Origin of the sequence: Hymenobacter arizonensis, assembly GCF_900115775.1 — a bacterium.
In the GTDB taxonomy this organism is placed as follows: domain Bacteria; phylum Bacteroidota; class Bacteroidia; order Cytophagales; family Hymenobacteraceae; genus Hymenobacter; species Hymenobacter arizonensis.
In genome coordinates this window covers 458,153-481,986 of sequence record NZ_FOXS01000005.1, presented here as the reverse complement: position 1 = coordinate 481,986, position 23,834 = coordinate 458,153, and the positions used below count along the sequence as shown (strand labels likewise).

At 58.1% G+C, this 23,834-nt stretch carries 20 protein-coding genes; 4 read left to right on the top strand and 16 right to left on the bottom strand.

What is annotated here, in order from left to right; genetic code table 11:
• Positions 1–24: 24 nt before the first annotated feature.
• The 6 genes from BMZ66_RS18535 to BMZ66_RS18510 all read right to left on the bottom strand — a co-directional run bounded on the left by BMZ66_RS18535 (position 25) and on the right by BMZ66_RS18510 (position 7,202).
• Complete coding sequence (locus BMZ66_RS18535) at positions 25–669, bottom strand: O-methyltransferase (protein ID WP_092677045.1); 645 nt, start codon at positions 667–669, stop codon at positions 25–27.
• Entirely contained in the window at positions 666–1,595 is a 930-nt protein-coding gene (locus BMZ66_RS18530; RefSeq protein WP_092677043.1) for a YDG/SRA domain-containing protein, read from the bottom strand. Before BMZ66_RS18530 ends, BMZ66_RS18535 begins: the two co-directional genes overlap by 4 nt.
• Positions 1,592–2,830, bottom strand: a complete 1,239-nt coding sequence (locus BMZ66_RS18525; protein WP_092677041.1) for a M16 family metallopeptidase — start codon at positions 2,828–2,830, stop codon at positions 1,592–1,594. The genes BMZ66_RS18530 and BMZ66_RS18525 overlap by 4 nt, the downstream gene beginning before the upstream one ends.
• 150 nt (positions 2,831–2,980) lie before the next feature.
• Positions 2,981–3,979 carry a glycosyltransferase family 9 protein gene (locus tag BMZ66_RS18520; RefSeq protein WP_092677039.1) on the bottom strand — a complete coding sequence of 333 codons (999 nt, stop codon included), beginning with the start codon at positions 3,977–3,979 and terminating at the stop codon, positions 2,981–2,983.
• A gap of 131 nt (positions 3,980–4,110) precedes the next feature.
• Positions 4,111–4,575 carry an Lrp/AsnC ligand binding domain-containing protein gene (locus tag BMZ66_RS18515; RefSeq protein ID WP_092677037.1) on the bottom strand — a complete coding sequence of 155 codons (465 nt, stop codon included), beginning with the start codon at positions 4,573–4,575 and terminating at the stop codon, positions 4,111–4,113.
• A gap of 401 nt (positions 4,576–4,976) precedes the next feature.
• A complete protein-coding gene (locus BMZ66_RS18510) occupies positions 4,977–7,202 on the bottom strand; it encodes a protein-disulfide reductase DsbD family protein (RefSeq protein ID WP_092677035.1) in 2,226 nt (741 codons plus the stop codon).
• 258 nt (positions 7,203–7,460) lie between these two features.
• Between BMZ66_RS18510 and BMZ66_RS18505 the strand changes: the two genes are divergently transcribed.
• Complete coding sequence (locus tag BMZ66_RS18505; protein WP_092677032.1) at positions 7,461–8,795, top strand: hemolysin family protein; 1,335 nt, start codon at positions 7,461–7,463, stop codon at positions 8,793–8,795.
• A 79-nt stretch (positions 8,796–8,874) separates the two neighbouring features.
• On the opposite strand, the gene BMZ66_RS18500 is transcribed toward BMZ66_RS18505, so the two are convergent.
• The 3 genes from BMZ66_RS18500 to BMZ66_RS18490 form a co-directional block, all read right to left on the bottom strand.
• Entirely contained in the window at positions 8,875–9,519 is a 645-nt protein-coding gene (locus BMZ66_RS18500; RefSeq protein WP_092677030.1) for a TM2 domain-containing protein, read from the bottom strand.
• A gap of 310 nt (positions 9,520–9,829) precedes the next feature.
• Positions 9,830–10,342 (bottom strand): gamma carbonic anhydrase family protein, encoded by a 513-nt coding sequence (locus BMZ66_RS18495; protein WP_092677028.1) that lies wholly within the window; start codon positions 10,340–10,342, stop codon positions 9,830–9,832.
• 288 nt (positions 10,343–10,630) lie between these two features.
• On the bottom strand, positions 10,631–11,614 hold the full coding sequence (locus BMZ66_RS18490) for a radical SAM protein (protein ID WP_092677026.1): 984 nt from the start codon (positions 11,612–11,614) through the stop codon (positions 10,631–10,633).
• A gap of 118 nt (positions 11,615–11,732) precedes the next feature.
• Between BMZ66_RS18490 and BMZ66_RS18485 the strand changes: the two genes are divergently transcribed.
• Complete coding sequence (locus tag BMZ66_RS18485) at positions 11,733–12,224, top strand: hypothetical protein (protein WP_092677024.1); 492 nt, start codon at positions 11,733–11,735, stop codon at positions 12,222–12,224.
• A gap of 11 nt (positions 12,225–12,235) precedes the next feature.
• Here BMZ66_RS18485 and BMZ66_RS18480 read toward each other — a convergent pair whose 3' ends face one another.
• The 6 genes from BMZ66_RS18480 to BMZ66_RS18455 all read right to left on the bottom strand — a co-directional run bounded on the left by BMZ66_RS18480 (position 12,236) and on the right by BMZ66_RS18455 (position 17,549).
• The gene (locus tag BMZ66_RS18480) at positions 12,236–13,015 is read right to left on the bottom strand and encodes an endonuclease III domain-containing protein (RefSeq protein WP_234795157.1); all 780 of its coding nucleotides are present in this window, start codon (positions 13,013–13,015) and stop codon (positions 12,236–12,238) included.
• A 147-nt stretch (positions 13,016–13,162) separates the two neighbouring features.
• The gene (locus BMZ66_RS18475; RefSeq protein ID WP_177204798.1) at positions 13,163–13,879 is read right to left on the bottom strand and encodes a YiaD family glycine zipper/OmpA-like lipoprotein; all 717 of its coding nucleotides are present in this window, start codon (positions 13,877–13,879) and stop codon (positions 13,163–13,165) included.
• Between the two features lie 222 nt (positions 13,880–14,101).
• The gene (locus BMZ66_RS25220; protein WP_143080277.1) at positions 14,102–14,392 is read right to left on the bottom strand and encodes a YMGG-like glycine zipper-containing protein; all 291 of its coding nucleotides are present in this window, start codon (positions 14,390–14,392) and stop codon (positions 14,102–14,104) included.
• A gap of 201 nt (positions 14,393–14,593) precedes the next feature.
• Entirely contained in the window at positions 14,594–15,343 is a 750-nt protein-coding gene (locus tag BMZ66_RS18465; protein ID WP_234795156.1) for a YiaD family glycine zipper/OmpA-like lipoprotein, read from the bottom strand.
• Between the two features lie 116 nt (positions 15,344–15,459).
• Positions 15,460–16,362 carry an acetyl-CoA carboxylase, carboxyltransferase subunit beta gene (gene accD / locus BMZ66_RS18460; RefSeq protein ID WP_092677021.1) on the bottom strand — a complete coding sequence of 301 codons (903 nt, stop codon included), beginning with the start codon at positions 16,360–16,362 and terminating at the stop codon, positions 15,460–15,462.
• Positions 16,363–16,502: 140 nt separating this feature from the next.
• Positions 16,503–17,549: a class I fructose-bisphosphate aldolase gene (locus tag BMZ66_RS18455; RefSeq protein WP_092677019.1), complete on the bottom strand. Its 1,047-nt coding sequence runs from the start codon at positions 17,547–17,549 to the stop codon at positions 16,503–16,505.
• Between the two features lie 333 nt (positions 17,550–17,882).
• On the opposite strand from BMZ66_RS18455, the gene BMZ66_RS18450 reads away from it, so the two are divergent.
• Positions 17,883–18,911: an OmpA family protein gene (locus tag BMZ66_RS18450; protein ID WP_234795155.1), complete on the top strand. Its 1,029-nt coding sequence runs from the start codon at positions 17,883–17,885 to the stop codon at positions 18,909–18,911.
• Between the two features lie 232 nt (positions 18,912–19,143).
• Positions 19,144–20,589, top strand: coding sequence for a hypothetical protein (locus tag BMZ66_RS18445; RefSeq protein WP_092677016.1), 1,446 nt, complete (start codon positions 19,144–19,146; stop codon positions 20,587–20,589).
• A gap of 143 nt (positions 20,590–20,732) precedes the next feature.
• Here BMZ66_RS18445 and BMZ66_RS18440 read toward each other — a convergent pair whose 3' ends face one another.
• The gene (locus tag BMZ66_RS18440) at positions 20,733–23,627 is read right to left on the bottom strand and encodes a TonB-dependent receptor (protein WP_092677014.1); all 2,895 of its coding nucleotides are present in this window, start codon (positions 23,625–23,627) and stop codon (positions 20,733–20,735) included.
• Between the last annotated feature and the right edge of the window lie 207 nt (positions 23,628–23,834).

Here is a 23,834-nt window from a genome sequence, read left to right as displayed (position 1 = left end):
GAGTAATGGGGCAGCTGCTGCCAATTATTTCTTGCGCAGGAGCAGCAATCCATCGCGCAGGGGCAGAAAAACCGGCTCTACCCGTGCGTCCTGAGCTACTTTGTCGTTGAAGGCCCGCACGAAAGGAGTGTCCTTATCGCCGCTCTTTAGCTCGTGCGTGGGCAGCACCTTGCCGCTCCACAGCACATTATCGACGATAAGCAACCCGCCCGGACGCACCTGCCCCATGACTGCCTCAAAATAAGCGTCGTTGCTGCGCTTGTCGGCGTCAATAAAGACCAAGTCCCACTCTTCATCGACCAAGGTCGCCAAAACGTCGAGCGCCGCGCCTATGTGCAGCTGCACCTGCGCCGTGAGGCCCGCTGCCGCTACGTAGCGCCGAATGCGGGCCTCTTTCTCGGGGTCAATCTCAATGGTGTGCAGCACGCCGTCTGGCGCGAGGCCCTCGGCGAGGCACAGCGTTGCGTAGCCGCAAAAAGTCCCAATTTCCAGCACGCGGCGCGGTCGCATAAGCTGGCTGAGCATGCTCAGAAACCGGCCCTGCACGTGCCCACTGCTCATGCGCGCCGTCATGGTTTGCAGGTGCGTTTCGCGGGTGAGCTGGGCCAGGAGCGGCGGCTCGGGGGCAGTGTGCAATTCGGCGTAAGCCTGGATGGAGTCGTCGTTCATTCTTCCGGCGAGAGGGAACTGGCTTTAGTACTTGCCTGCAGATAGATATGCTGACGTTGGTATGCCAAAAACTCACTTCCCACCTGATGCTGCGGCTTATAATGCAGATGACCAGATAAGCCTAATAGTGTCATGTCATTCGCAATAGCAAAACTGCCTAAATCAAAAAGAACATGATGGTTGGGACAGAAACAAAGGACATTGGCCAAAATATCGGGTCCGTGATGCGGAGCACCTAAGGGTCTAATGTGCGCAGCCTCCGCGTATAGACCAGTTGGACCTTGTAACTGCGCATCGCACACTTGGCACCGATACCTGTAGAGACTTTTAACCTCTCTCGTTATGGCAGTATCTCTAATTAGGCGTGAAGTCGTGGCTTCGTAGCGAGGAGCGGCTTCGTTTACAATAGGCTCAGGGCCGTGGAACAAATCAGGTACTATATATGGCTTTTTAAGAGGCGCTAGCCCTACAGAAGCTGATGACAACATAGGCTCCAGCCTAAACCTGAAAACACCGAAGCCCGACTTTCCCACCGCGTATTGATGGCTTGTTACCCGAAAAAGTCCTTCGTAACGAAACGCAGACGTTTTAGTATCAGTGCGCACTTTGCGATAAACACGCACTGGCCGGCCCGTTGCTTCGCTTCGAGCCAAGCCCAGATTCGAGTCCGTTAAAGTTTGGTCCGCTACCTGCTTGCCCGACTCTTGGTTTCTCCCACCATGCCCGGTGTAAAGGATATAGTCCTCATACACCTCGTCGTCCTCGTATTTATCTGACAACACAATGCTTTCAGCTCCTTCCTTCTGCGTTGCGCAAATGCCGGCTTGCCTAGGCCGATGCTGTCGATGCAGCGACAACTCCAACCTAGATTCAAACAAGTCGCCCGGACGAGCCGTGCCTACATGGCCAAAGACAGGCGCACTCATTTACCTTGCGGCACGTACTGCAGCACGCTCAGGTGGTCCTCCGTGAGCACTTCGTTAGCCATCTCGCGCAACTCGGCCGCCGAAATTTGCTCGATTTTCTCAAAAATCTCGCTCAACGGCTCCACTCGGCCCAGGTCCAGGGTGCTTTTGCCTAGCAGCTGCATCAGGCCACTGTTGCTTTCTTCGCTCATAGCGAGCTGGCCCATGAGCTGGTGCTTGGCTACGTGCAGCTGGTTGGTGGTCAACAGCTTTTCGCGCAGCAGCTTCAGCTCCTTTTGCACCAGCCCGAGGGTCCGCTTCACTTGCTTGCCCTCGGTGCCGAAGTAGATACCGAACAAGCCGGTATCGGTATAGGGCGAGTAAGTGCTGTCGATGGTGTACACAAGGCCGTACTTCTCGCGCACGGCCAGGTTCAGGCGCGAGTTCATACCGGGGCCGCCCAAGATGTTGTTTAGCATGAAAAACGGGATACGGCGCTCGTCTCCAATCGAGTAGGCCGGGCCACCCACCAGGCAATGCGCCTGGGTAATGGGCCGGGTCTCGACCTGCAGCTTGCGCTCGTAGCCGCCCACTGGCCGGCGCACCCGCGAGCCGAGCCGGGCCGGCAGCGGCGCCAGAAACTTATCGGCCAGCCGCTTCACCTCTTTAAACGGGAGGTTGCTCACCGAGCTGAACACCAGCCGGTCGGTACGCATCTGCTCCTGCAGGAAGGCATGAAAATCGGCACTCTGAAAACGGCTCACGCTCTCGCGGGTGCCCAGAATGTTGACTCCCAGCGGATGGTCGCCGAACACCACCGTATCGAAATCATCGATAATGGCGTCTTCCGGGGCATCTTGGTACATGCTCATTTCCTCCAGAATCACGCCCCGCTCCTTCTCTACCTCGCGGCCGGGGAATACGGAGTGGAACGTGAGGTCCGTGAGCAGCTCAAACGCGCGTTCGAAGTGCGTGCTGAGCAGCGCGGCGTAAAAGCAGATTTTTTCCTTGGTGGTGTAGGCGTTCAGCTCGCCGCCCACGGTTTCGAGGCGGTTGAGGATGTGAAACGACTTGCGCTTTTCGGTGCCCTTAAAGGCCATGTGCTCCCAGAAGTGGGCCAGCCCCTGCTGGTGCGGGGCCTCGTCGCGCGAGCCAATGTCGAGCAGAAAGCCGCAATGCGCAATTTTGGTATGCAGTACCTGCTTGTGCAACAAGCGGATACCGTTAGGATATTCGTGAATTTCGTAGTCGGGCATAAGAAGTACAAAGGTACTTGGGGCGGTTTACAATTAACATTTAACAATTGACAGCGAACAATTATCTGTTGGTTATTAACAATCCAAAGCCGGATTTGACAGCCGCGAATAACTGTTAATTCCTCACTATTTATTGTTAAATGCTACTTGTTAAATGTTAACTGTCCCAAGCAGTTGTTCTACCTCAATGGTATGGGCGCACCGAAAGTGCCCGAGCGGGCAAGCGCTGTGCCCGTGCAGGCCGCAAGGCTTGCAGGGCAGCGGCACTTTTGTTTGCACCACGTACGCAACCGGCGACAGCGGCCCGAACCCAAACTCAGGCACGGTGCTGCAAAAAACCGCCGTGACGGGTGCCCCCACGGCCGAGCACAGGTGCATGGGCGCCGAGTCGTTCACGTAGTTCATCACGGCCCCGCGCATGAGCGCTGCCGAGGCCAGCAAGCTCAGTTTTCCGGCTAGGTTCTGCACATTTTCTCGGCCGCTGGCGGCAACCAAACGCTCGCAAGCCGCCACATCGGGCGGGCCGCCCAGCAGGTACACCCGCAGGTTGGCGGGCAGCGCCGCGAGTAGCTCCAGCCATTTTTCTTCCGGGTACTGTTTCGTGAACCACACCGAAGTCGGCGCCACGCACACAAAGGGACCGGCCGCCGCCAAAGGTGCTGCCACCGCCTCATCGGCCGCCGACGGATAGAGCCGGGGCACCGCCGAACTTGGCGCGCCCCCCAGCAGGCGCAGGTTGCGCGTCACCTCATGAGTGCCGTCACCAATGTAGTGAGGCACGCGTTGCGTAAAGAATCGACTCAGCGGGTTCTTGGCAAAGCCGACCCGCTCGGGAGCTCGCGAAAATGCCGTGAGAAACCCAGTACTGGCAAACCGCTGCAGCGTGACGACCCGGCCATAACCTGTGGCTCGTATTTTCTGCAGCAACTGCCATAGCGCGGCGTATTTGCGATGTTTCTTGTCCCAAATCAGCACCTGCCGCACGTGGGGGTGGCCGGCCAGCAGGCCTTCGTTGCCGCGCCGCACCAGCACATCGACGGGCGTAGCGGGCTCGGTTTGGTGCAGGTATTCCAGCAGCGCCGTCATCAAAATGACATCGCCGATGAAAGCGGTTTGAATGAGCAGCGTGGCGGGCGGAACGGTGGGCATAAACGAACTACGAAAGTAAGCCAGCCAGCACTCGTTGCTACTGAGCTTTCGCCTCAACAGAAACAAGGCAGCCGCAACGCACTTGGGGTACGTTGCGGCTGCCTTACTCGGAACCATGCACTTGCCGTTGACTAAGTCAGCTGGGCCGGGCGGTTGATAACTTCTTCCAGCGAAATCAGGGTTTCGGTGCGCTCGATGCCGTCGATGGGCTGAATCCGGTCGTGCAGTACGTCGCGCAGGTGCTGCGTGTCGCGGCACACTAAGCGGGCAAACACGCCATAGGCCCCTGTGGTAAAGTGAATGCTAACCACTTCCGGAATGTCGCGCAACTGGTGCACCACACTGGTATACACCGAGCTTTTGAGCAGGTAGATGCCGAGAAAAGCATTTACGCCGTAGCCCAGCTTTTGGTAATCAATGCGCAACGTGGCGCCCTGCACAATCCCAATCTCTTCGAGGCGGGCCATGCGTACGTGCACAGTGCCCCCCGATACATTCACCTTGCGGGCAATTTCGGTATAGGGCATTTTGGCGTCCTGAATGAGCAGGTTCAGGATATTCCGGTCGGTGTCGTCAAGTTCGTAATTGCGAGCCATTTTTTGCAGAAAAGAATTAAAGGGAATACAAAACTAAGTTGTCAAAATTAAATTTATTGCAAATTCTATTACAAAGACAGCAATAGTTTGCATCAATCAGGTTGTAAGGTTACATTTGTTACAATCCAAGGCAGATAACTACACGAGAATGTAGGAAGCGTTGCAAACGAAGGTTCTGGTGTTCCAGTCTTTTCGTTTCGGGCTTTCTGATGAGAGAAATAAATTTCTTTCGCTACGGCTGTGGTTAGAAACAGAGGAGAAGAGGGGAAAAACGAGGCAGCGCATCTGGGTGGGTGCGCGCCTCACACTAGTAGGAGGCGGCTTCTGGGTGGAGGCCGCCTCTTCGTGCGTTAAATCGATTGTGGAGGGCTGGCAGAGGAATGACCGTGGGTCTGCGTGGGCTAGCGCGTGGCCACCGGCGTCTGCTGCCCTCGAAACTGCTTCAACCCAGCATCCAGAAACGCGCTGAATTGCGCCACATTGGGCTCATAGGCAATTGGCGTTACCAGGGGTTTGCCAGTGGCATCGTCCGGGTCGATGATAACATAATACGGCTGGGCGTTGAAGCCATAACGAGTAACTTGTAAATCAGCATTTTGCTTGCCCAACGTGGTTTTGAGCTGCTTGTCGCGCGGCGACGTGTACCACTCGGTTTTGGGCAGTTCCGATTTGTCGTCGACGTACAAAGCTACTACCACGAAGTCGTTGCGCAGGCGCTGCAGCACCTGTGGGTCGCTCCACACGGTAGCTTCCATCTTGCGACAATTGACACAGGCATGCCCGGTAAAGTCAATAAAAATCGGCTTATTCTGCTGACGGGCACAGCGCTTAGCCTGCTCCAGGTCGAAGTAGCCATCGAGGTTGTGCGGTAGTTCCAGAAACTCGCCAAAACGCGGCGGCTCGCACAAGGCGTTGGCTGACTGGCGGGCGGGCGTGGCGGTGCTCTGGCTGGCCGTGGCCAATGAGAAGTCGCGCTTGGTTTGGGGAGGCAGGTAGCCGGCCAGCAAGGGCAGCGGCGCTCCAAACAGGCCCGGCACCAGGTACACGGTGAAGGCAAAGGCGAGCACTGCCATTAGCAGGCGCCCCACGCTGAGGTGGTCGAGCGGCGAGTCGTGTGAGAGGCGAAACTTGCCTAGCAGGTAGAAACCCAGCAGCGCCGAGAGCACAATCCAGAGCACAATGTATACGTCGCGGTCAAGCAGCTGCCAGTGATAAGCCAAGTCGGCAGTGCTTAAGAACTTAAGGGCCAACATAAGCTCCACGAAGCCCAGAGTTACTTTCACCGTGTTGAGCCAACCGCCCGAGCGGGGCAGGCTTTTCAGCCACGAAGGAAAGATGGCAAACAGCGTGAACGGCAGCGCAAATGCCAACGAAAAGCCCAACATGCCCACAATGGGTGTAATCCGCTCGCCGCGGGCGGCCAAGCCTAGAATACTCCCGACTATGGGCGCCGTGCACGAAAACGATACCACTACCAGCGTGAGGGCCATGAAAAAGATACCCATCCAGCCGCCTTTGTCGGCCTGAGTATCCACGCTGTTCACAATGGTGTGCGGAAGCGTTATTTCAAACAAGCCCAAAAACGAAAGCCCGAACACCACGAATACCACGAAGAAAATGACGTTTGGCAGCCAATGCGTGCTGATGAGGTTAGGCCCGTCTTCGCCCAGCAGCGCCGACACCAGCACCCCCACCAGCACATAGATGCCGATGATGCTGGCCCCGTACACCAGCGCCTTCAGGATGCCGCGCTGGCGGCTGTCGTTGCCGCTCGTGAACAGCGAAACCGTCATGGGCACCATGGGAAACACGCAGGGCGTAACCAGCGCCGCCAACCCAAACGTGAACGCCAGGAGCGCAAATGACCAGAGCCCCCCTGCTTTGTTCACGGGGTCTTCGGCCACAACGCCGGCTACGGCCGGTGCGGCGGCAGCTACCGTCGCGGTGGGCTCTTCGCTGGGCACTACATCGCCGGGTAGCACCGGTGCAGTAGCAGTTGCTGGCGATTCAACAGAAGCCAGTGGTGTAGCACCCGGAGTAGCCGAAGCAGCAGGAGCCGCACCCGGCGTCGCCGTTGCCACTGCAGCAGCTTCTGCCGGCGTCGCACCGGGCTGGGCAGTTGCGCCAGTGGCAGGCCCAGGGCCACCCGCTACGGCTACCGGTCCGAAGCTCAGGGTTTCGTTGCCGGGCACGCAGCGGCCGTCCACGGTGGTGCAGCTTTGGTAATCAGCTTCGGCCGTGATGGTGAGCGGGCCCGGCTGCAGCACGCGAATACGCTGGCGCAGCTGGCCAGTTCTTTCCCAGAAGGCGACCTCGCCTTTGAAAACTTCGTCCTGCTCGTGGTGCGATTTAATGGACTGCAGCTTGCCCACCAAGGCATAGGCCGGGCTGGGCTTAAAAGCTATCGTGAATACTACCGGCCCTACTTCGTCGCTAAAATCAGAAGCGTACAGGTGCCATTTGTCGTCGATGCGCGCATTCACGACCACCTCAATCTCCTCCCCTACCTTGGCGCTGGACTGGCTCAGCGCCGTGCTCAAGTGAGTGGGCTTAAGAATCTGGGCAGTAGCCGGGGCGACCACGCACAACCAGAGCAACAATAACTTAACCATCAAAAAAATCTTCATAACTGCAAACCAGAAGGCCGCTGTATTGTGTTACCTCTCCATCATGAAGAAGGCTGGCGCGACGGAATCCGTTCCCGCCAATCATAGGCATCGACGGCAATCCCGCCCTTCCTTACATGTGCTTTCTTTCACAAAATAAGGCTGTCCGTACCACAAACTGGCGGCCGGAAAGTTCAGCGGCCCAACTAGCCGCGCTAATCTCCGTACTTTTGAAATAAATAAGGTTCCCAGACCGACCGTGTCGCGGGAGCCATCCACATGGGTTTAAAAATATTATTCACCGTTTTACTTGTTTTAGTAAACGGATTTTTCGTGGCCGCCGAATTCGCGCTGGTCAAAGTGCGGATATCGCAGATAGAGCTGCGCGCCAAAGAGGGCAACCGACTTGCCAAGCTCACCCTGAGCATCTTACAGGACCTGGAAGCTTACTTGTCGGCCTCGCAACTGGGCATTACGCTGGCCTCACTGGCCTTGGGTTGGATAGGCGAAAGCGTGGTGGCGTCCATCATTCTGGCGGCTGTTCATGCCCTCGGCCTAAACGTGACGGACGAGTTGGCCCACCAGATTGCGCTGCCCACTTCGTTTGCCACCATCACGGTGCTGCACATCGTTATTGGCGAGCAGGCGCCCAAAATGCTGGCTATTCAGCGCCCTGAGGCTCTGAGCATCGCTATTGCCCTGCCGCTGCGCATATTTTATATAGTGAGCTTTCCCTTTATCTGGGTTCTCAACAAGCTCTCGGGCATGACGCTGCGTCTGATTGGGGTAAATTCGGTGCACGGCAGCGACGCCCACACCTCCGACGAGCTGCGCATGCTGCTCGACCAAAGCAAGGAGAGCGGCGAGATTCAGGACTCGGAGCACGAGCTCATTGAGAACGTGTTTCAGTTCAACGACCGCATGGTGAAGCAGATTATGGTGCCCCGCACCAAGCTCTCGGCCCTAGACGTGAACGCCCCCGCCGACCAGATTCTCGACATCGTGTTCAACGAGGGCTACTCGCGCATGCCCGTTTACGAGGGCAATATCGACAACATCGTGGGCGTGCTCAACGTGAAGGACTTGCTGCCCATCATCAGCCGGCAGGAGCCCGTGGAGCTGGCCCGCATCATGCGCCCGCCCTATTTCGTGCCCGAAACGAAGAAAATCAACCGCCTGCTGCGCCAGTTTCAGCGCAAGCACATTGTGATGGCTATCGTGAGCGACGAGTTCGGCGGCGTGTCGGGCATCGTCACCATTGAGGATATCATGGAAGAGCTCGTGGGCGAAATCCAGGACGAGTACGACAACGAAGTGCCCGTGGTGGAGAAGGTGACCGAAGAGGAATACCGGGTGAACCCCGCCACTCCCATCTCCGACGCCAACGAGTACCTTCCCTTCCCCTTGCCCGAGGGCGAAGACTACGAAACCGTGGGCGGCCTGCTCAACGTTATCTACGGCAGCATCCCGGAAGTGGGCGACGTGGCCGTGCTCGACCCTTACGAGTTCCGGGTGCTGCAGCGCTCGCGCCGCGCCGTGGAGCTGGTGCAACTGCGCGTGACTACTGTGGAAGAGCGCGCCGCGCCGCGCGGGGACTTGGGCCACGAGCTGTAAGGCGGCCCGCGCTGCCACGGGACTACCCGCTTCTGAGAGTGCAGAATACTGGTAGTTGAGAGGCCTTATTTGAAGCGAGCTATACACCTTCCCTGAGGATGTGCATTCCATCAATCAGGGCCCGTAGGTATACGCTCAATACTGCGCCAACGCCTAGTAGCAAAAAGAAAACCGCTACGAGTGCCGCTCCCAAACCGCCACCGAACACGGCTAGGTTGCCAATGGGAATGGCCAGGGCCGCTAGGGCAAGACCAGCCAGCGTGATAAGCAAATACCAAAGTGCCCGCCTATTGTCGCCGAGGTAAAATAAATGGGCTCCGAAAAAGCCTAACACCACAGCTAGTGCAAACGCTACACCTTTGCGCGCATAGCGTACTGGTGGGTCGGGTTCCAGCGGACTTGCCGCCTTTGCTAGGCGCTTGCCAATCACTACGTGCTGTGTGACAAATAGCATTGGCATGGGGATTAAAACCGCAGCTGCGGCACGCCGGGCCTTGGTAGCGGGCCGTCTACGGGAATGTAGGAGCAGCGTTTTTGTGCGTGACGACGCGACCATCTTCTCGGTTACAGACATAGGGCCTGCGGTAATGGCCGTTGCTTTCGGCCCTTCTACTGTCGCTTGCGCTACCGCAGCCCCTGCCTGAAATTGATAGCTAGCGCGCTGGCAGCTATTAATAAGATCAAGGAAAAGAAAGGCACAGAGCGTGCGGTAGAAGTTGGCCATGAATTCAATGGAAGAAAATACCAGCGTCTAGTGAAGCTCCCGTTTACTAATAGGGTTATCAACACCGCTATGGGTAGTAATTGCTGCTAAGCAACGCTGCCTGATTAGTCTTGGCAATCCGTTATGTGCTAATAATAGGCTTTCTGACTACTTGGATTGGGAGTCTAAAAAGCTGAATCCACATTCCAAGCGTAGTAAAACAGCATTTTTAACGGACTTTTCAAAAACTTAAAAGAGCAGTCAATTCTTCTGCGTTGCACACACCGCGGGGGCACCGGTAACAGAATCATGAAAAGTCAAGCCTAGGTTCTTATCGAAACCAGCTGGCGTAGGTCTGGTAATTGACTGCGGTGCGCTTCAACCCTTCGCGCTGCTCGTCCGTCACAGGCTTAATTTTTTTGGCGGGCACGCCGGCGTAGAGGTAGCCTGGCTCGCACACGAAGTTTTCCAGCACCACGGCCCCGGCCGCGATGATGCAGCCGCTGCCTACCACGGCGTGGTCCATCACAATGGCCCCCATGCCAATGAGAACATCGTCTTCCACGGTGCAGCCGTGTACCAGAGCCCGGTGCCCAATGCTCACGCGGCTGCCGATGGTGAGCGGCGCCTTCTGGTAGGTGCAGTGCAGCACCGCCCCGTCCTGAATGTTGGTTTCCTCGCCGATGCGGATGCGGTGCACATCGCCGCGAATCACAGCGGTGAACCAGACGGTGCAGCCCCTGCCCAGTACCACGTCGCCTACGATTGTGGCGTTTTCAGCAATAAAGCAGTCGGCGGGAATTTCGGGGTGAATGCCGTGAACGGAAAGAATTAGTGCGGGCATAGTTTTTTTAATAACAGTGAGCAGTGAGCAGTGAGCAGTGAGCAGTGAGCAAAAGAACGTCATGCTGAGCGCAGCCAAAGCCTCTCGCTCGCCTCTTCTACACTAGATGCCAATCGTCTGTCATGCTGAGCCTGCGAAGCATCTTGTCACCGCTGAATGATTAGTTCTAGCCTGATAAGATGCTTCGCAGGCTCAGCATGACAGCCGGCGCGGTAGAGAGGCTTGCCTACGGCGACCTTCGGTTCGGCTGCGCTCAGCATGACGTTCTTTTGAATTACAATGCCCTCGTTAAGCCTTTAATAACCGCTTCCAGGTGCCTTTCTCCCAGTTGTATTTCAGCGTGCTGGGCAGCGCCTGCCAGAAATACTTGCTGGTCTCCACCGCGAAGCTGGGCTGCATGTAGCAGTTAATCGTGCAGCCCTCGCAGGCGGGCAAGCGGCCCTCCAGCGCTGCCAGCCGCTGCGTTTCCGGCGCATTGTATAGCTCAAACAACCCACCCTCAATGGGAAACTTCTGTTCGCCAAGATGATAGCAGGGCAACACCAACTCATTGCTGGGCGAGATAACCAGTGTGGTGCTGGCAGCCCGGCACACGGGCGCGGCAATGTGGTTACCTCCGTCGCGCCGCAGCTGGATAAAGGCTTCATTCAGATAAACGCCCTTGCGCTTGCCGAAGGCCGAGAGGTAGTCTAACTCTTCGGGCGTGAGTTGCTCGCCGGTTTCCACGTCGCCGTACTCGAAGGCGGGGTTGAGAATCAGCACCAGGCCGTTGGGCTGGGCGATGTCGCGGTACACGGCTTCCAAATCTGCCAGATTCTTGCGGAAAACGGTGAAGAGGATATCTGGCCGTTCGCCCAGCGCCTTGGCCACGCGGATACTTTCGAGCACGAAATCGTAGCAGGCCACTCCCCGGCCCAGGTCGTGGGTGGCGCGGTCGGCCGAGTCAAGCGAGAAGTGCAGCATGTCAACCAAGCCGCGCAGCTTCTCAGCATTTTTGGGATACAGCAGGCCGTTAGTAGTCACGGTGGTGATGAAGCCCATTTGGCGGGCCAGCCCCAGAAACTCGGGCAGCTGGCGGTGCAGCAGCGGCTCGCCTCCCGTAAAGTCAATCACCGACACGCCCAGGCGCTTAAGGTCGCGCAGATTCTGCGTCACATCCTCCAGCGTGATATAGGGCGAGGGCTTCTCCCAGATATCGCAGAATGCGCACTTCGCATTGCAGCGATAAGTGACGTAGTAATTGCAGAGTACGGGGTGCTTGACGAGGCGCATAAGTGGGCTAAAGGTACGGCCGGGCACCCCGCTTCAACGGGCCAACTGGATGATGCAACCAAACGTAACGGCAGCCGGTCAAGGTAGTGTTGCCATTCAATAATTATCCGCCGCGCTTATGTCCAGACTCCTCACTCCGCTGGCTATTCTTCTTCTAGCAATAATTAGCACGCTCACGGCCTGCCAGAAAGAGACCGCCACGCCAGCGCTGGACAATACCTTGGTATTTGGCAGTTTCTACGGAGAATGCTACGGCCCAAACTGCATTCGGATTTTTCGGCTCGACCTGGCCAAGCAAACGTTGGCTGAAGACATAAACGACCGGTATCCATCCGCCGCTGCCCCTTATAAAGGCCAATACCTAGCGCGTAGCGCCGCCAATTTTCGCCGGGTTCATGGCCTAATGCAGCAAGTACCGCCGCAACTGCTACTCGAGCGTGCCAACGTTATCGGCCAGCCAGACGCAGGCGACTGGGGCGGCTATTATGTAGAAGTGCGCCAAGCCGGTACTCGCCACTTTTGGCTGATTGATACCCAAAAAAGCAACATCCCGTCCTACCTCCACGCCTTCACGGATAGCCTTCGCACGAATATTCAAGCCCTGCGCTAGCGACCTGTGCTTTAATGGGGCAGCTTGCCCCACGCATTGGAATCCCATTGGGTAGGCGTGGCCGCCAGCGCTTCGGGCGTGGCTTCGCCGTAGTGCTCTTGGTAGTAATTGCAGAAGCCCTTTAAGGGGCAGCGTGGGCAGTTTGGACGCAGGAAAAAGCAAATCTGCTGCCCGTGCCAATAGTTGTGCTTGTGGAAGTTGAACAAGGCTTCGGCATCGGGTGGCAGCAGGGCCAGCAGCACGCTGTGCGCTTTTTCTACCGACACTTTGGGCCCCAGAAAGCCCACGCGCTGTGCCACCCGGTGCACGTGCGCATCGACGGGCAGCACCGGCTTGCGGTAGTTGAAGAGCAAGAGCAGCGAGGCGGTTTTCAGGCCGATGCCGGGCATGTCGGTCAGCCAAGCCATGCCGCGCTCCACGGGCCAGTCGGCCAGAAAGTCCAGGGTAAAGCTGCCCCCGGTTTCGGCCTGAATGCGGCGCAGCACCTCCTGAATGCGCGGCGCCTGCGTGTCGGGCCAGCGCGTGGTGCGAATGGCGTGGGCCAAGTCGGGCGTGGGCGCGGCCAGCACACCCGGCCAGTCGCCGAAAGCTTCCAGCATGCGGTCGTAGGCCAGCTCTTCGTCGGCGTGGGTGGTGCGGTGCGAGAGAATGGTGGAAATTAGCTCGCGCATGGGCGTGCGCCGCGGAGCTTTGGGCACCGGCCCATAAAACGCGTTGAGAATCTCATGGTCGGCCCAGGCTTTTTCGGCGGCGGGCGAGTCTTTATGAACCGCAAATTTATCGAATGGCACGGATTAGTCGGATTTTGTGGACAATACTTAAACGGAAAAAGCCGCCCAAGCGGGCGGCTTTTTCTATTCAATAATACTGTCGACTAGACCCGTCGATTAATCGTCCACAAAATCCGTGGAATCCGACCAATCCGCGGTTCAGACAGCTTACAGTTGGCCACGCTTGGCGGCTTTCTGCATTTTTTCGTTGGCGAAAATTGCGATTTCCACACGACGGTTGGCAGACTTGCCGGCAGCGGTGGTGTTGTCGGCTACAGGCTGGCTCGAACCATAGCCAGTGGCCGTGATGCGGGCATTGTCGACACCCTGAGCAGTGATTTCGTTGGCAACGGCGCGGGCGCGACGCTCGGACAGGGGCTGGTTGATGGCATCCGAACCGGAGCTGTCGGTGTGGCCTTCAATTACCGCGTTGGTGTCGGCGTACTTCTTCAGCGTAGCCGCCAGTTGGTCGATGTTGCCAGCAGCAGAAGGCGTCAGCGCAGCCGAGTTGGTGTTGAACAAGATGCCCGAAGCAAAAGTGATTTTGATGCCTTCACCTACGCGCTCTACGGTAGCACCTTCAAGGTCGCGACGCAGCTCAGCAGCAGCTTTGTCCATTTTGCGGCCGATGAGGGCACCAGCCGTACCGCCCACGGCAGCACCAATGATGGCACCTTTGGCAGTGCCCGACTTGCCACCAATCAAACGACCAGCAACGCCACCGGCTACGGCACCGCCCAGGCCACCAATGATGCCACCCTTGAGGGTTTTGCTCATCCCAGCAGGCTTATCAGTCGATACGGTAGAAGTTTGGGCCTGCGCGAAGGAGCTCACCAACAGCAGCAAAGCCAACATAAAAGTGATTGACGAACGAAAGAATTTCATGATTGAAAGAGATTTGGAAATAGGGGTTAGCCAGATTGAATCCGCAGCATATGCAACGGGCCGGCAAGTACGCCATTTGCAACCACCTTGCCAAACTCCGTAAGTTGAACGAAGTCTCTAACTCGTCAAACGCCACCCCTGGCTCGATAAAGCAAAAAAACGGCCCTACCGTGCAGGAAGGGCCGTTTTTATTATTCAGCCGAAAGCGTTCGGACTATGAATCTACTTCTTTTTATTGCGGTACTCATTGTACCGGGCCGGGTCTCTCTTCTTGTCGCGCTTGCGGCCCAGGATGCCGCCGCCCACCGCGCCGGCTGCCCCGCCAATGATGGCCCCTTTGCCCCCGCCAATAACGGCGCCAGTTACGGCACCGGCACCACCGCCCACGGCAGCCCCTTTGGCTTTATTGCTCCAGCCTTTCTTGGGGGTAGGCTCCGTTTGGGCTTGGGCAGCCGAACCGGCCAGCAAAATGAAGGAAAACACCAACAGGAAAAATATCTTGAGATTTTTCATGACGATTACAAATTAAGGGTGAGAAACACCCAGATTAAACGCAGGCACCTCGCCGGTGGTTTTAGGTCTTACCTGGCCTGTTGGCCATTAGCGTGCCGATGACATAAAAAAAAGCCGCCTAACGAGGCGGCCTTTTTCAATTGCTTTGTCGGGCCCTTCACAGCTGCACAGCGCAGCAGGCGGCCAGACCAAGCGTTCAGCTTACAAGCGGCCGTCTTCGGCAGCTTTCTTCATTTTTTCGTTGGCGTAGATGGCAACCTCAACGCGACGGTTGGCCTGCTTGCCTTCGACAGTAGAGTTGTCGGCTACGGGCTGCGACGAGCCATAGCCCTGGGTGGTGATGCGGCTGGAAGCCACGCCTTTGTTGATGGCCGAGCTGGCGACGGCCTGGGCCCGGCGCTCCGACAGCGGCTGGTTGATGGCGTCGGAACCCGTGTTGTCGGTGTGGCCTTCAATCAGCACGTTGGTGTCGGGGTACTTCTGCAGCACGGCGGCCATTTTGGTGATATCCGACTCCGAAGCTGCACGCAGGCTGGCCGAGTTAGAATCGAACAAGATGCCCGAATCGAAGGTGATTTTGATGCCCTCGCCTACGCGCTCTACGCGGGCGTTTTTCATGTCGCGCTGCAGGTCTTCGGCAGCTTTGTCCATTTTGCGGCCAATGATGGCACCGGTGGTACCACCAGCAGCAGCGCCTACGATAGCGCCAATGGCCGTGCCCCGGCCTCCGCCGATAACGCGGCCCAGGATAGCGCCGGCGGCAGCGCCGGTACCAGCCCCGATGAGGCCGCCTTTGGTGGTTTTGCTCATGCCCTCTTTGCGGGCGCCGGTTCCGTTGTTAGTGGAGAGGTCAGGTTGCGTAGTAGTGCCGGTTTGCCGCGACGATGCGCAGGAACTAAACAACAGCACGAAGGCCATCAGCACAGTAAGAAGAGATTTGGAGGTGTTCATGTGAAAATGAAAATTGGTGAGGATGTTTCGGGCATTATACGGGAAAAACCCGTTCCGGTAACGGATACGGGCTTTTCAAGAAGTGTGCCGAAAAAAAATAAAATTTAATACGGGCTCTAGTGAGCTTTGGATGAGGTGCGTCGGGCTTCGCGCTGCTCGGGCACGGGAGCGGCCGCGGGCTGCAGCATGCCCAGCAAATGAGCCAACCGCTGCTTGAGCTCGCGGCGGTCCACAATGAAATCGAGGAAGCCGTGCTCAAGCACAAACTCGGCGCTTTGAAAGCCCTTAGGCAGGTCTTTACCAATGGTTTCTTTGATAACCCGGGGGCCGGCAAAGCCAATGAGGGCGCCCGGCTCGGCAATGTTGAAGTCGCCGAGCATGGCGAACGAGGCCGTGACCCCGCCCGTGGTGGGGTCAGTGAGCAGGCTTACGTAGGGCACGCCGGCTTCCGAGAGCAGCGCCAGCTTGGCCGAGGTTTTGGCCATTTGCATGAGCGAGTAGCCGGCTTCCATCATGCGGGCCCCGCCCGAACGCGAAATCATCAGGAAAGGCGTGCGGGTTTGGCGGGCATAATCAATGGCCCGGGCAATTTTCTCGCCCACCACCGAGCCCATCGAGCCGCCGATGAACTTGAAATCCATGGCGGCCACCACCAGCGGCTGGCCCGCCGACAGGCCGTGGGCCGTACGCACGGCGTCTTTCAAGCCGGTGTTGTGCTCGGTGGCCGCAAGACGTTTCGGATACTCTTTGGTATCGACAAAGCGGAGCGGGTCGCCCGAGGTGAGGGCGGCATCCAACTCTTCGAACTGGCTGCCATCGAAAAGGAAGTCGAAGTAGTCGACCGCATCGATGCGGTCGTGGTAATTACAGGAGCCGCACACGGACAACAGGCGCTTGTGCTCGGCCATGGTAACCACGGCTTTACACTCCTGGCACTTGTGCCAGAGGCCGTCGGGGGTCTCCTTTTTTTGGTCGGTAGGGGTGACGATGCCTTTCTCTACGCGCTTGAACCAGGACATATATGGGAGGGTGCTTATAGCTGGAAGCTAGTAGTTCGAATTAAAACTGTAAGGTCAAAAGTAAGGGATTGTCAGGCTTGCGGAAGAAAAAGCTGGCGGTTGCCGGGGCAGCCAGCCGCTTTCCACAGCTCCGGCAGTGGCTACGCCAGCGTAATGGCGGGGTTAAGGTACACGTCCTGAATGGCATTGAGCAGGGCCACGCCTTCGGCGAAAGGGCGCTGGAAGGCCTTGCGGCCCGATATCAGGCCTTGCCCGCCGGCGCGCTTGTTTACGATGGCCGTTCGCACCGCTGACTCGAGGTCGCCGGCGCCGAGGCTTTCGCCGCCCGAATTAATGAGGCCAATTCGACCCGAGTAGCAGTTCAGCACCTGGTAGCGGGTGAGGTCGATGGGGTGGTCGGTGCTGAGCTGGTCGTACATGGCCGGCACGCACTTGCCAAACTTCAGGGTGCTGAAACCGCCGTTATTTTCGGGCAGCTTCTGCTTGATGATGTCGGCGCCCATGGTCACGCCCAGGTGGTTGGCCTGGCCGGTGAGGTCGGCAGCCACGTGAAAATCCTTCTGGGCGGTTTTGAAGGCATTGTTGCGGGTGTAGCACCACAGCACGGTGGCCATGCCCAGGGAGTGGGCCTCCTCGAAGGCGGCGGCTACCTCCACAATTTCGCGGTTGCTGTCTTCGGAGCCAAAGTAGACAGTGGCCCCCACGGCGGTGGCGCCCATGTCCCAAGCCTGCCGCACCGAGCCGAACATGATTTGTTCGTACTTATTGGGGTAGGTCAGCAACTCGTTGTGGTTGATTTTGACCAGAAACGGAATTTTGTGAGCGTATTTGCGGGCCACGCTTCCGAAGGTGCCAAAGGTGGTGGCCACGGCGTTGCAGCCGCCCTCAATAGCCAGCTTCAGAATGTTTTCGGGGTCGAAATACATTGGGTTCGGACCGAACGAGGCGCCCGCGGTGTGCTCAATGCCCTGGTCGACCGGCAGGATGCTGACGTAGCCAGTGCCACCCAGCCGGCCGTGGTTGTAGAGCGCGCCCAGGCTGCGGAGCACCTGCGGCGTGCGCCCGCTGGGCACAAAGCAACGGTCCAGAAAATTGGGGCCGGGCGCGTGAAGCAGGTCTTTGCTCACTACGCACTGGTGCGTCAGCAGGGCTTCGTTTTCGGAGCTCAGGGTCAGGGGGGAGGCCATTCGGAAAGAGCAGGTTAAGGGCGGTGGGGCCGTGGGCAGCGCGGCAGGAGGTGGGCAAAGATAGCCGGAAAAATGCTGGATAAATTGGGCTTTAACCGGGTTGGCGTTGGCTCAGCGCTTTCAAAAAACCTGTGATTTGCCTAGGCCCTACCCGCCTGCCCTCCCCGTCGGGCATTCGGGCAGCACTGGGTTTCAGCGCCCTTCATACGTGCAGGCGCAGCTTGCCGGGGAAATACGCAGTGGCCGAAACTTCGTTAGGCGCTACCTTGCTACACGAATGCGGCCGGGTGGTCCGGCCGCTGATGGTCCGGCCTTTCGCCTTCTTTGATTTTTGTGAAAAACCTCTCCCCTGCCCTCCTGGCTTTGTCGCTGCTGGCGGCCCCTGTGCTCAACAGCTGCGTAACGGCCAAGAAATACGACGACCTGAGTGCCCGCCAAAAGGCCGATGCCGACGGCAAAGCCACCGCCGAGCGCCAGTACCGCAGCGCCACCGCCGAGCTGCAAAAAGCCACCGACGAGCTGGCCCAGCTGCGCCTCACCCAGAAGCGCCTCGTGAACGACTCGGCCGAAACCGGCGCCGCCTACCGCAAAACCCGCGGCCTGTACAACGAACTGAATAACAGCTACGACAAGCTGCTCAAAAACAGCGACCGGGAGCTGGCCAACAAATCTTCGGACTACAACAAAGTGGCCCAGGACCTGGCCCGCCGCGAAGCCGAGTTGGGCGTGCTGGACACCAACCTGCAAAAGAGCAAGGCCGATAACGACCGTCTCGCCGCCGACCTCAAGGTGCGTGAAGCCCGCCTCACCGAGCTCACCAAGGCCCTGGCCGAGAAAGACAAGGCCGTGAATGACCTGCGCGCCCGGGTGAGCAAGGCCCTGCTCAGCTTCAACTCCAGCGACCTTCAGGTGAAACTGAAGGATGGCAAGGTGTACGTGTCGCTTTCCGAGCAACTGCTTTTTAAGTCGGGTTCGACCAAAGTGGACCCCAAGGGCCAGGAAGCCCTGAAGCAGCTCGCGGCCGTGCTGCAAGAGCAGAAAGACGTGAACGTGGTGGTGGAAGGCCACACCGACAACGTGCCCATTACGCGCGGCACCGCCGGCCTCACCGACAACTGGGACCTGAGCACCCTGCGCGCCACCGAAATTGCCCGCCTGCTCACCAGCGGCGGCGTGGCGCCGGCGCGTGTGACGGCCTCGGGCCGCGGCCAGTTCGTGCCCGTAGCCAGCAACGACACGCCCGCCAATAAGGCCATGAACCGCCGCACCGAAATCATCCTCACGCCCAAGTTGGATGACTTGTTCCAGATTCTGGATACCAACTCTTCGGGTAAGGCCGCAGCGGTGCCAGTGGGGAAGTAAAATCATCCCAACCAATTGCATGCAGTCAACAATCCCCAGTTCGGTAGTTCCGGCTGGGGATTATGCTTTTCAAGCAGATTATTAATTCGAGCAACTAGTAATTGGTGAAAAGCAAAGCCAGGCATTTCATAATTACTGCAATAAATTTATCACTAGCTAGTTACACTAATCCCAACGACCCCGTTTCCTCGGCTGCTCCCACACTTACTCACATCTACTTTCCGTCGCCGCCATGCGTCCAATTCTACTCATCCGCAGCTTGGTCATTCTTTTTGCTTGGTTAGGCAGCATATCCGTTGTCAAAGCCTCTCACACGCTGGGCGCCGAGCTTGTCTACGAATACATTGGCACCACCGCTTCTCCCAACCGGTACCGCGTCTCGGCCTGGGTATTTAACGACTTTACTTCTGTAGTAAGAAGCACTTCGTTCACCTTAACCTGTGGTAAAAACGAATGCGGCAACACCCAGTCGGGCAGCTTTACCACCGAGCTTATGCTCACTCGTACGCTGCCAGCACCCATTACAAGCTGCGTTGGGGCACCTAGCGTTTCCTATCAAATAATGATGATTGAAGGAGAAGTGGATTTGCCCCCAGCCCAGTGGACGCTGAGCATCAACGGCGAAAACCGACACTCGGGCATTAGCAACCTTCCGCAGTCCTTCAACCAGTCTATCCATGTTACCGCCACCCTGGATAACTCCACTGGCTTGGTAAACTCCTCCCCAAAGTTCACTTCGCATTATCTCATTCAACTAGTCGGCAATCAGCTACAACGCCATAGCTTGAGCGCCTTCGACAGCGAAGGCGACTCGCTGACTTATGAATTGGTGCGGCCCGTGTCAAAAACCAGCATTACGCAAGCATGTGGGGCATTGGCTGCCGGAAGCACCGTGGCTCCGCATTTCGACATAAATGCAGGCACTGGCGAATTACTTACACGCGCCATACCGGTACAACAGGGCATTTTCATCGTAGCGGTCGCAGTGAACGAGTACCGACGCGTGAATGGTACTTGGCAGCGAATTGGGCAAATCAACCGCGACATGATTTACTACATTACCAGCGGTACGAATCAGGTGCCAGTGTTTAGTCAGGTTGCGTTCAGCAACAACCCCACCGGCCAGCTGCTGGGCCAAACCATTAGAGCGAGCCAAGGCCAGACTATAGTGCTCAACCTTACCGCAACCGACCCGGACGCGGGCCAGACGGTTCTGGTTTTCAGCGAGGCGGCCGGCACCACCCCGGGCGTTACGTTCCAGGCGCAGGGAAATGGGCAGGGCCAGCTTAGCTGGCAGGTACCCGCGGGGTTCCTGACTGGGCGCTATGTCCTCACGGCAACCGCTGTCGATGATGCTTGCCCGAGCAAAGGCGTAACTACCCAAGTCATTTCATTCCTGGTTGCGCCCCAGCAACCCTTGGCCACTCGAGTACGCCAGTCGCTGGTGCAGGCCCCGCACCCGATGCCCTTTCGGGAAGAAGTCCGCTTCCAATTCGCTGAAAAAGGCAGCCAGCCGGTGGTGATTTTCGACGAGCTCGGCCGCACCGTGGCGCAGCTCCTGAGTGCGGCCGATGGCAGCATCAGCTGGCGCCCGGCTAGCACGTTGCCCGCGGGCCTTTACCTGGCGCGCAACCTGGGTGGCACCCAAGTGGCCCGCTTAGCTTATGCTGGCCAGTAGTTTCTGCTTTTGGGAAATGCTGGTTGACTCACCACGAGGGCATTAATCCAACTTTCTTGCTTTTACGGTTCACCCATTCAAAGACCAATAAAAAAAGCCAGCCCCGATTCTGGGGCTGGCTTTTTGTTGGAAAACAGTCGTTTTTAGAGCGACACGTTGAGGCGCGCAAAGTAGAACGCGCCGTTGAAGCCAAACTGGTTGGGATTGTAAAGCGTACGGCCACGGTTAGTATTGTCGAGGTTGGAGACGTAGCTCGTCGCCCCATCGGTCGAGAAGTTGTTGGGATTGTTCCGCGGGTTGACGCGGTACTGGTCGGGGTAGACGTTGAAGATGTTGTTGGCTCCTACGGCCAGGCCCAGTTGCTTCAGCAGTTGGAAGTTGAGCGTCAGGTCGGTTACCCACTTGGCCGAGAAGGTTTGGTCGATGCTCGAGAAAAGGAAAGGGTTGGGGTTAGCCGTGGTGGGCTCTGGGTCGACGCGGGCGTCGTAGAACTTCACTTCGCCAAAGCGCACGGTACGAGCTTCTACGCCCAACTTGCCAATGCGGTAGTTGGCGCTCAGCACGATTTTGCTGTTCGGCTGCGCATTCTCGAGGCGGCCGCGTTGCTGGCGGTCAAAGAAGATGTTGCGCAGCGTGGGGTCCTGCAGCTGCCCTGGCACAATCACATCGCGCACCAAGGTTTCGGTGAAGTTGGCGGCAGCCGTTAGGCCCAGCGTGCTATTTGGTGAGAGCGTCAGACGCTCGTTCAACACCAGGTCGATGCCGCGGGTGCGGGAATTGACGGCGTTGGCGAAAAACTGCACAATGCCTACATCAGTGGCGCCGGCCGCGTTGAGGTAGCTTGCTACCAGTGCGTTGGTCCGATTGAACTGGGTGCTGAGCACAATCCGGTCCTTGATATCAATCCAGTAAGCATCGGCCGTAAACGTCAGGGTTTGGGCCAGTCGCGCCGTCAGGCCGGCACTGTAGTTGGTCGAGCGCTCCTGCTTGAGCGAGCCCACCCCGAACTGGCGCACGATGTTGTTGTCGTTGTTGGCCGTGAGCACGGTTTGGGGGTTGCCCTGCACAAACTGAGTGCTTTGGTTGGTGAAATAGCGCTGCTGCAGCGAAGGCGCCCGGAACCCGTTGCCTACGGAGCCACGCAGGGCTACCCCGTCGGTAATGCTAAAACGAGCCGCGGCCTGGCCGCTCACGTTAGAGCCGAAGTCGGAGTAGTTTTCGGCCCGGCCCGCCAGGTGAACCAGCAGCTTTTCGGTAATGTCGCTTTCCAGGTCAACGTAGCCCGCCAGGTTGGTGCGCGACTTATTGAGCACGTTGCTGGGCTGGAAGCCGGGAAATACCTGCGCGCCGGCCGCCGCTGGGCCCAGCTGACGGCCGTTGTTGACGTTCACGTTGAGCGTGCGTGGGCCAGTGTCGGCCAGCCGGCCGCCGTTGATATAAGAAGCTTCGTCGCCGGCGGTGATTTGATAGTTGTCGAGGCGATACTCGCCTCCCACGGCCACGTTGAGCGTAGCCAGCGGCCCCACTTCTGTGTAGCGACGGGTAAGGGTCAGGTTGCTGGTGTTTTGGCGGAAAAATATTTGGCCGGCGTAGAATTCGGTGGGGCTCGTGCCCAGCGGCAGCGAGGCATTGATGGAGTTTACCACCCGGAAATCCATCGAGTTGGAGCCGTACACATTGCTCAGGTCATAGCTAAAGCCCAGCACCTGTCCGCGCAGGCCCGCCAGCAGCGACCGGTCTTTAATAGTAGGCTGAATCAACGGCAGAAAGCCATTGGGGTACTTGGTTGAGTCGTTCTGAACGCTGTAGCGACCGGGCAGGCGCGAGAAACCCGCCGCACTGCCTTCGCGCTGCATGATGCCCGCCGAGCCGTAAAGCTGCAGGCCGGGTGCCAGCCGGAAGGCTCCGTTAAGGAAACCGCCGTAGTTGCGGGCATCGGAGTTGCCAAAGCGCAGGTTGCGGCGGTCGTAGCCGCGCTGCGACACGAGTTGGTCGTCGCGCTGCTTCAGGGACTGCCGCTCTGCCGAGCTCAGGGCGAGCGTGGCAGGGTTTGTTCCACCGGCAGCAATGGCCGGGTTGAAGTTGGGGTTGGGCTTGTTGGGGTAGTTGCCGGCGTTGTCGCCGAGGTAGATAAGCGGGGCTGTGTCGACGCCGCTGCGGTTGGTGTAGCTGCGGTTGGAAAACAGGCCACTCACGTTGAGGAAGCCCTTACCGCCCAAGCCAATGCCCACGTTGGCGTCGGCCTGAAACAGCTGCCCGTCGTTTTCAACGGTTTGTCCGGCTTGCGTGCTCACGTTTACGCCGGTGCTGTCGTCTTTTAGCTGCACGTTGATAACCCCGGCGATGGCGTCGGAGCCGTAAAGCGCGGCGGCACCATCGCGCAGCACTTCAATGCGCTTGACGGCCGAAATCGGAATAGCGTTCAGGTCGGTGCCCACCGAGCCGCGGCCCACGGTGCCGTTCACGTTGACCAGCGCTTGGTTGTGACGACGCTTGCCGTTGAGCAGCACCAGCACCTGGTCGGGGCCGAGGCCGCGGAGCGATGCCGGGTCGAGGTGGTCGGTGCCGTCGGAAATGGTTTGGCGGGCCGACTGAAACGAGGGGGCCGTGAAGGTGAGGGCCTGGGCCACGTCGGTTTGGGCAAACGCCCGGATTTCGCGGGCCGAAATCACGTCGACCGGGGCTGTGGTCAGGATGTTGGAGCGGCCTTCGGTGGCGCGCGAGCCGGTGACCACGACTTCGTTCAGGTCCTGGGCGCTCACTTGCAGCGTTACGTTGAACGAGGTGCGGCCGTTTACGGGCACGGACTGGGTCTGGAAGCCCACGGCCGAGATAGAGAGCGTGGCATCGGGGTTTACCTGCAGTGCGAAGTTACCGTCGCTGTTGGTGGCCAAGCCGTTGTTAGTGCCTTTTTCGAGCACGGTGGCGCCCGGAACGGGCTCGCCGCGGCTGCCAGTCACGCGCCCCGATACCGATATTTTCTGGGCATTGGCCGTCAGTCCAAGCAGGACGAACAGCAGGAGTAAGAGTTGTCTCATGGAAAAAACAGAATGGTGAAAAAAGGAGAAGGGATTATGTGAACGACTTGAAAATTGAAATGGGCGCTTAGAATTGCCATGAAGCTACGACAGCTATCCGCAATTAACTCAGGGGTTCGAACTGATTTTAGAAATTGGATGATGCGGCTATCACCGGGTGCGGAGCGGGAAGAAATTGCTTGCGCGGGGAGCGCCGGAATGGCCTGG

What these genes read in the sequence shown, in the direction of transcription:
- BMZ66_RS18440 (WP_092677014.1), bottom strand. Translation starts at nt 23,627, where the DNA reads ATGAGACAACTCTTACTCCTGCTGTTCGTCCTGCTTGGACTGACGGCC.
- BMZ66_RS18515 (WP_092677037.1), bottom strand. Translation starts at nt 4,575, where the DNA reads ATGGCTCGCAATTACGAACTTGACGACACCGACCGGAATATCCTGAAC.
- BMZ66_RS18520 (WP_092677039.1), bottom strand. Translation starts at nt 3,979, where the DNA reads ATGCCCACCGTTCCGCCCGCCACGCTGCTCATTCAAACCGCTTTCATC.
- BMZ66_RS18490 (WP_092677026.1), bottom strand. Translation starts at nt 11,614, where the DNA reads ATGCGCCTCGTCAAGCACCCCGTACTCTGCAATTACTACGTCACTTAT.
- BMZ66_RS18500 (WP_092677030.1), bottom strand. Translation starts at nt 9,519, where the DNA reads ATGGCCAACTTCTACCGCACGCTCTGTGCCTTTCTTTTCCTTGATCTT.
- BMZ66_RS25220 (WP_143080277.1), bottom strand. Translation starts at nt 14,392, where the DNA reads ATGAAAAATCTCAAGATATTTTTCCTGTTGGTGTTTTCCTTCATTTTG.
- BMZ66_RS18465 (WP_234795156.1), bottom strand. Translation starts at nt 15,343, where the DNA reads ATGAACACCTCCAAATCTCTTCTTACTGTGCTGATGGCCTTCGTGCTG.
- BMZ66_RS18510 (WP_092677035.1), bottom strand. Translation starts at nt 7,202, where the DNA reads ATGAAGATTTTTTTGATGGTTAAGTTATTGTTGCTCTGGTTGTGCGTG.
- BMZ66_RS18445 (WP_092677016.1), top strand. Translation starts at nt 19,144, where the DNA reads ATGCGTCCAATTCTACTCATCCGCAGCTTGGTCATTCTTTTTGCTTGG.
- accD (WP_092677021.1), bottom strand. Translation starts at nt 16,362, where the DNA reads ATGTCCTGGTTCAAGCGCGTAGAGAAAGGCATCGTCACCCCTACCGAC.
- BMZ66_RS18530 (WP_092677043.1), bottom strand. Translation starts at nt 1,595, where the DNA reads ATGAGTGCGCCTGTCTTTGGCCATGTAGGCACGGCTCGTCCGGGCGAC.
- BMZ66_RS18485 (WP_092677024.1), top strand. Translation starts at nt 11,733, where the DNA reads ATGTCCAGACTCCTCACTCCGCTGGCTATTCTTCTTCTAGCAATAATT.
- BMZ66_RS18475 (WP_177204798.1), bottom strand. Translation starts at nt 13,879, where the DNA reads ATGAAATTCTTTCGTTCGTCAATCACTTTTATGTTGGCTTTGCTGCTG.
- BMZ66_RS18505 (WP_092677032.1), top strand. Translation starts at nt 7,461, where the DNA reads ATGGGTTTAAAAATATTATTCACCGTTTTACTTGTTTTAGTAAACGGA.
- BMZ66_RS18455 (WP_092677019.1), bottom strand. Translation starts at nt 17,549, where the DNA reads ATGGCCTCCCCCCTGACCCTGAGCTCCGAAAACGAAGCCCTGCTGACG.
- BMZ66_RS18495 (WP_092677028.1), bottom strand. Translation starts at nt 10,342, where the DNA reads ATGCCCGCACTAATTCTTTCCGTTCACGGCATTCACCCCGAAATTCCC.
- BMZ66_RS18525 (WP_092677041.1), bottom strand. Translation starts at nt 2,830, where the DNA reads ATGCCCGACTACGAAATTCACGAATATCCTAACGGTATCCGCTTGTTG.
- BMZ66_RS18535 (WP_092677045.1), bottom strand. Translation starts at nt 669, where the DNA reads ATGAACGACGACTCCATCCAGGCTTACGCCGAATTGCACACTGCCCCC.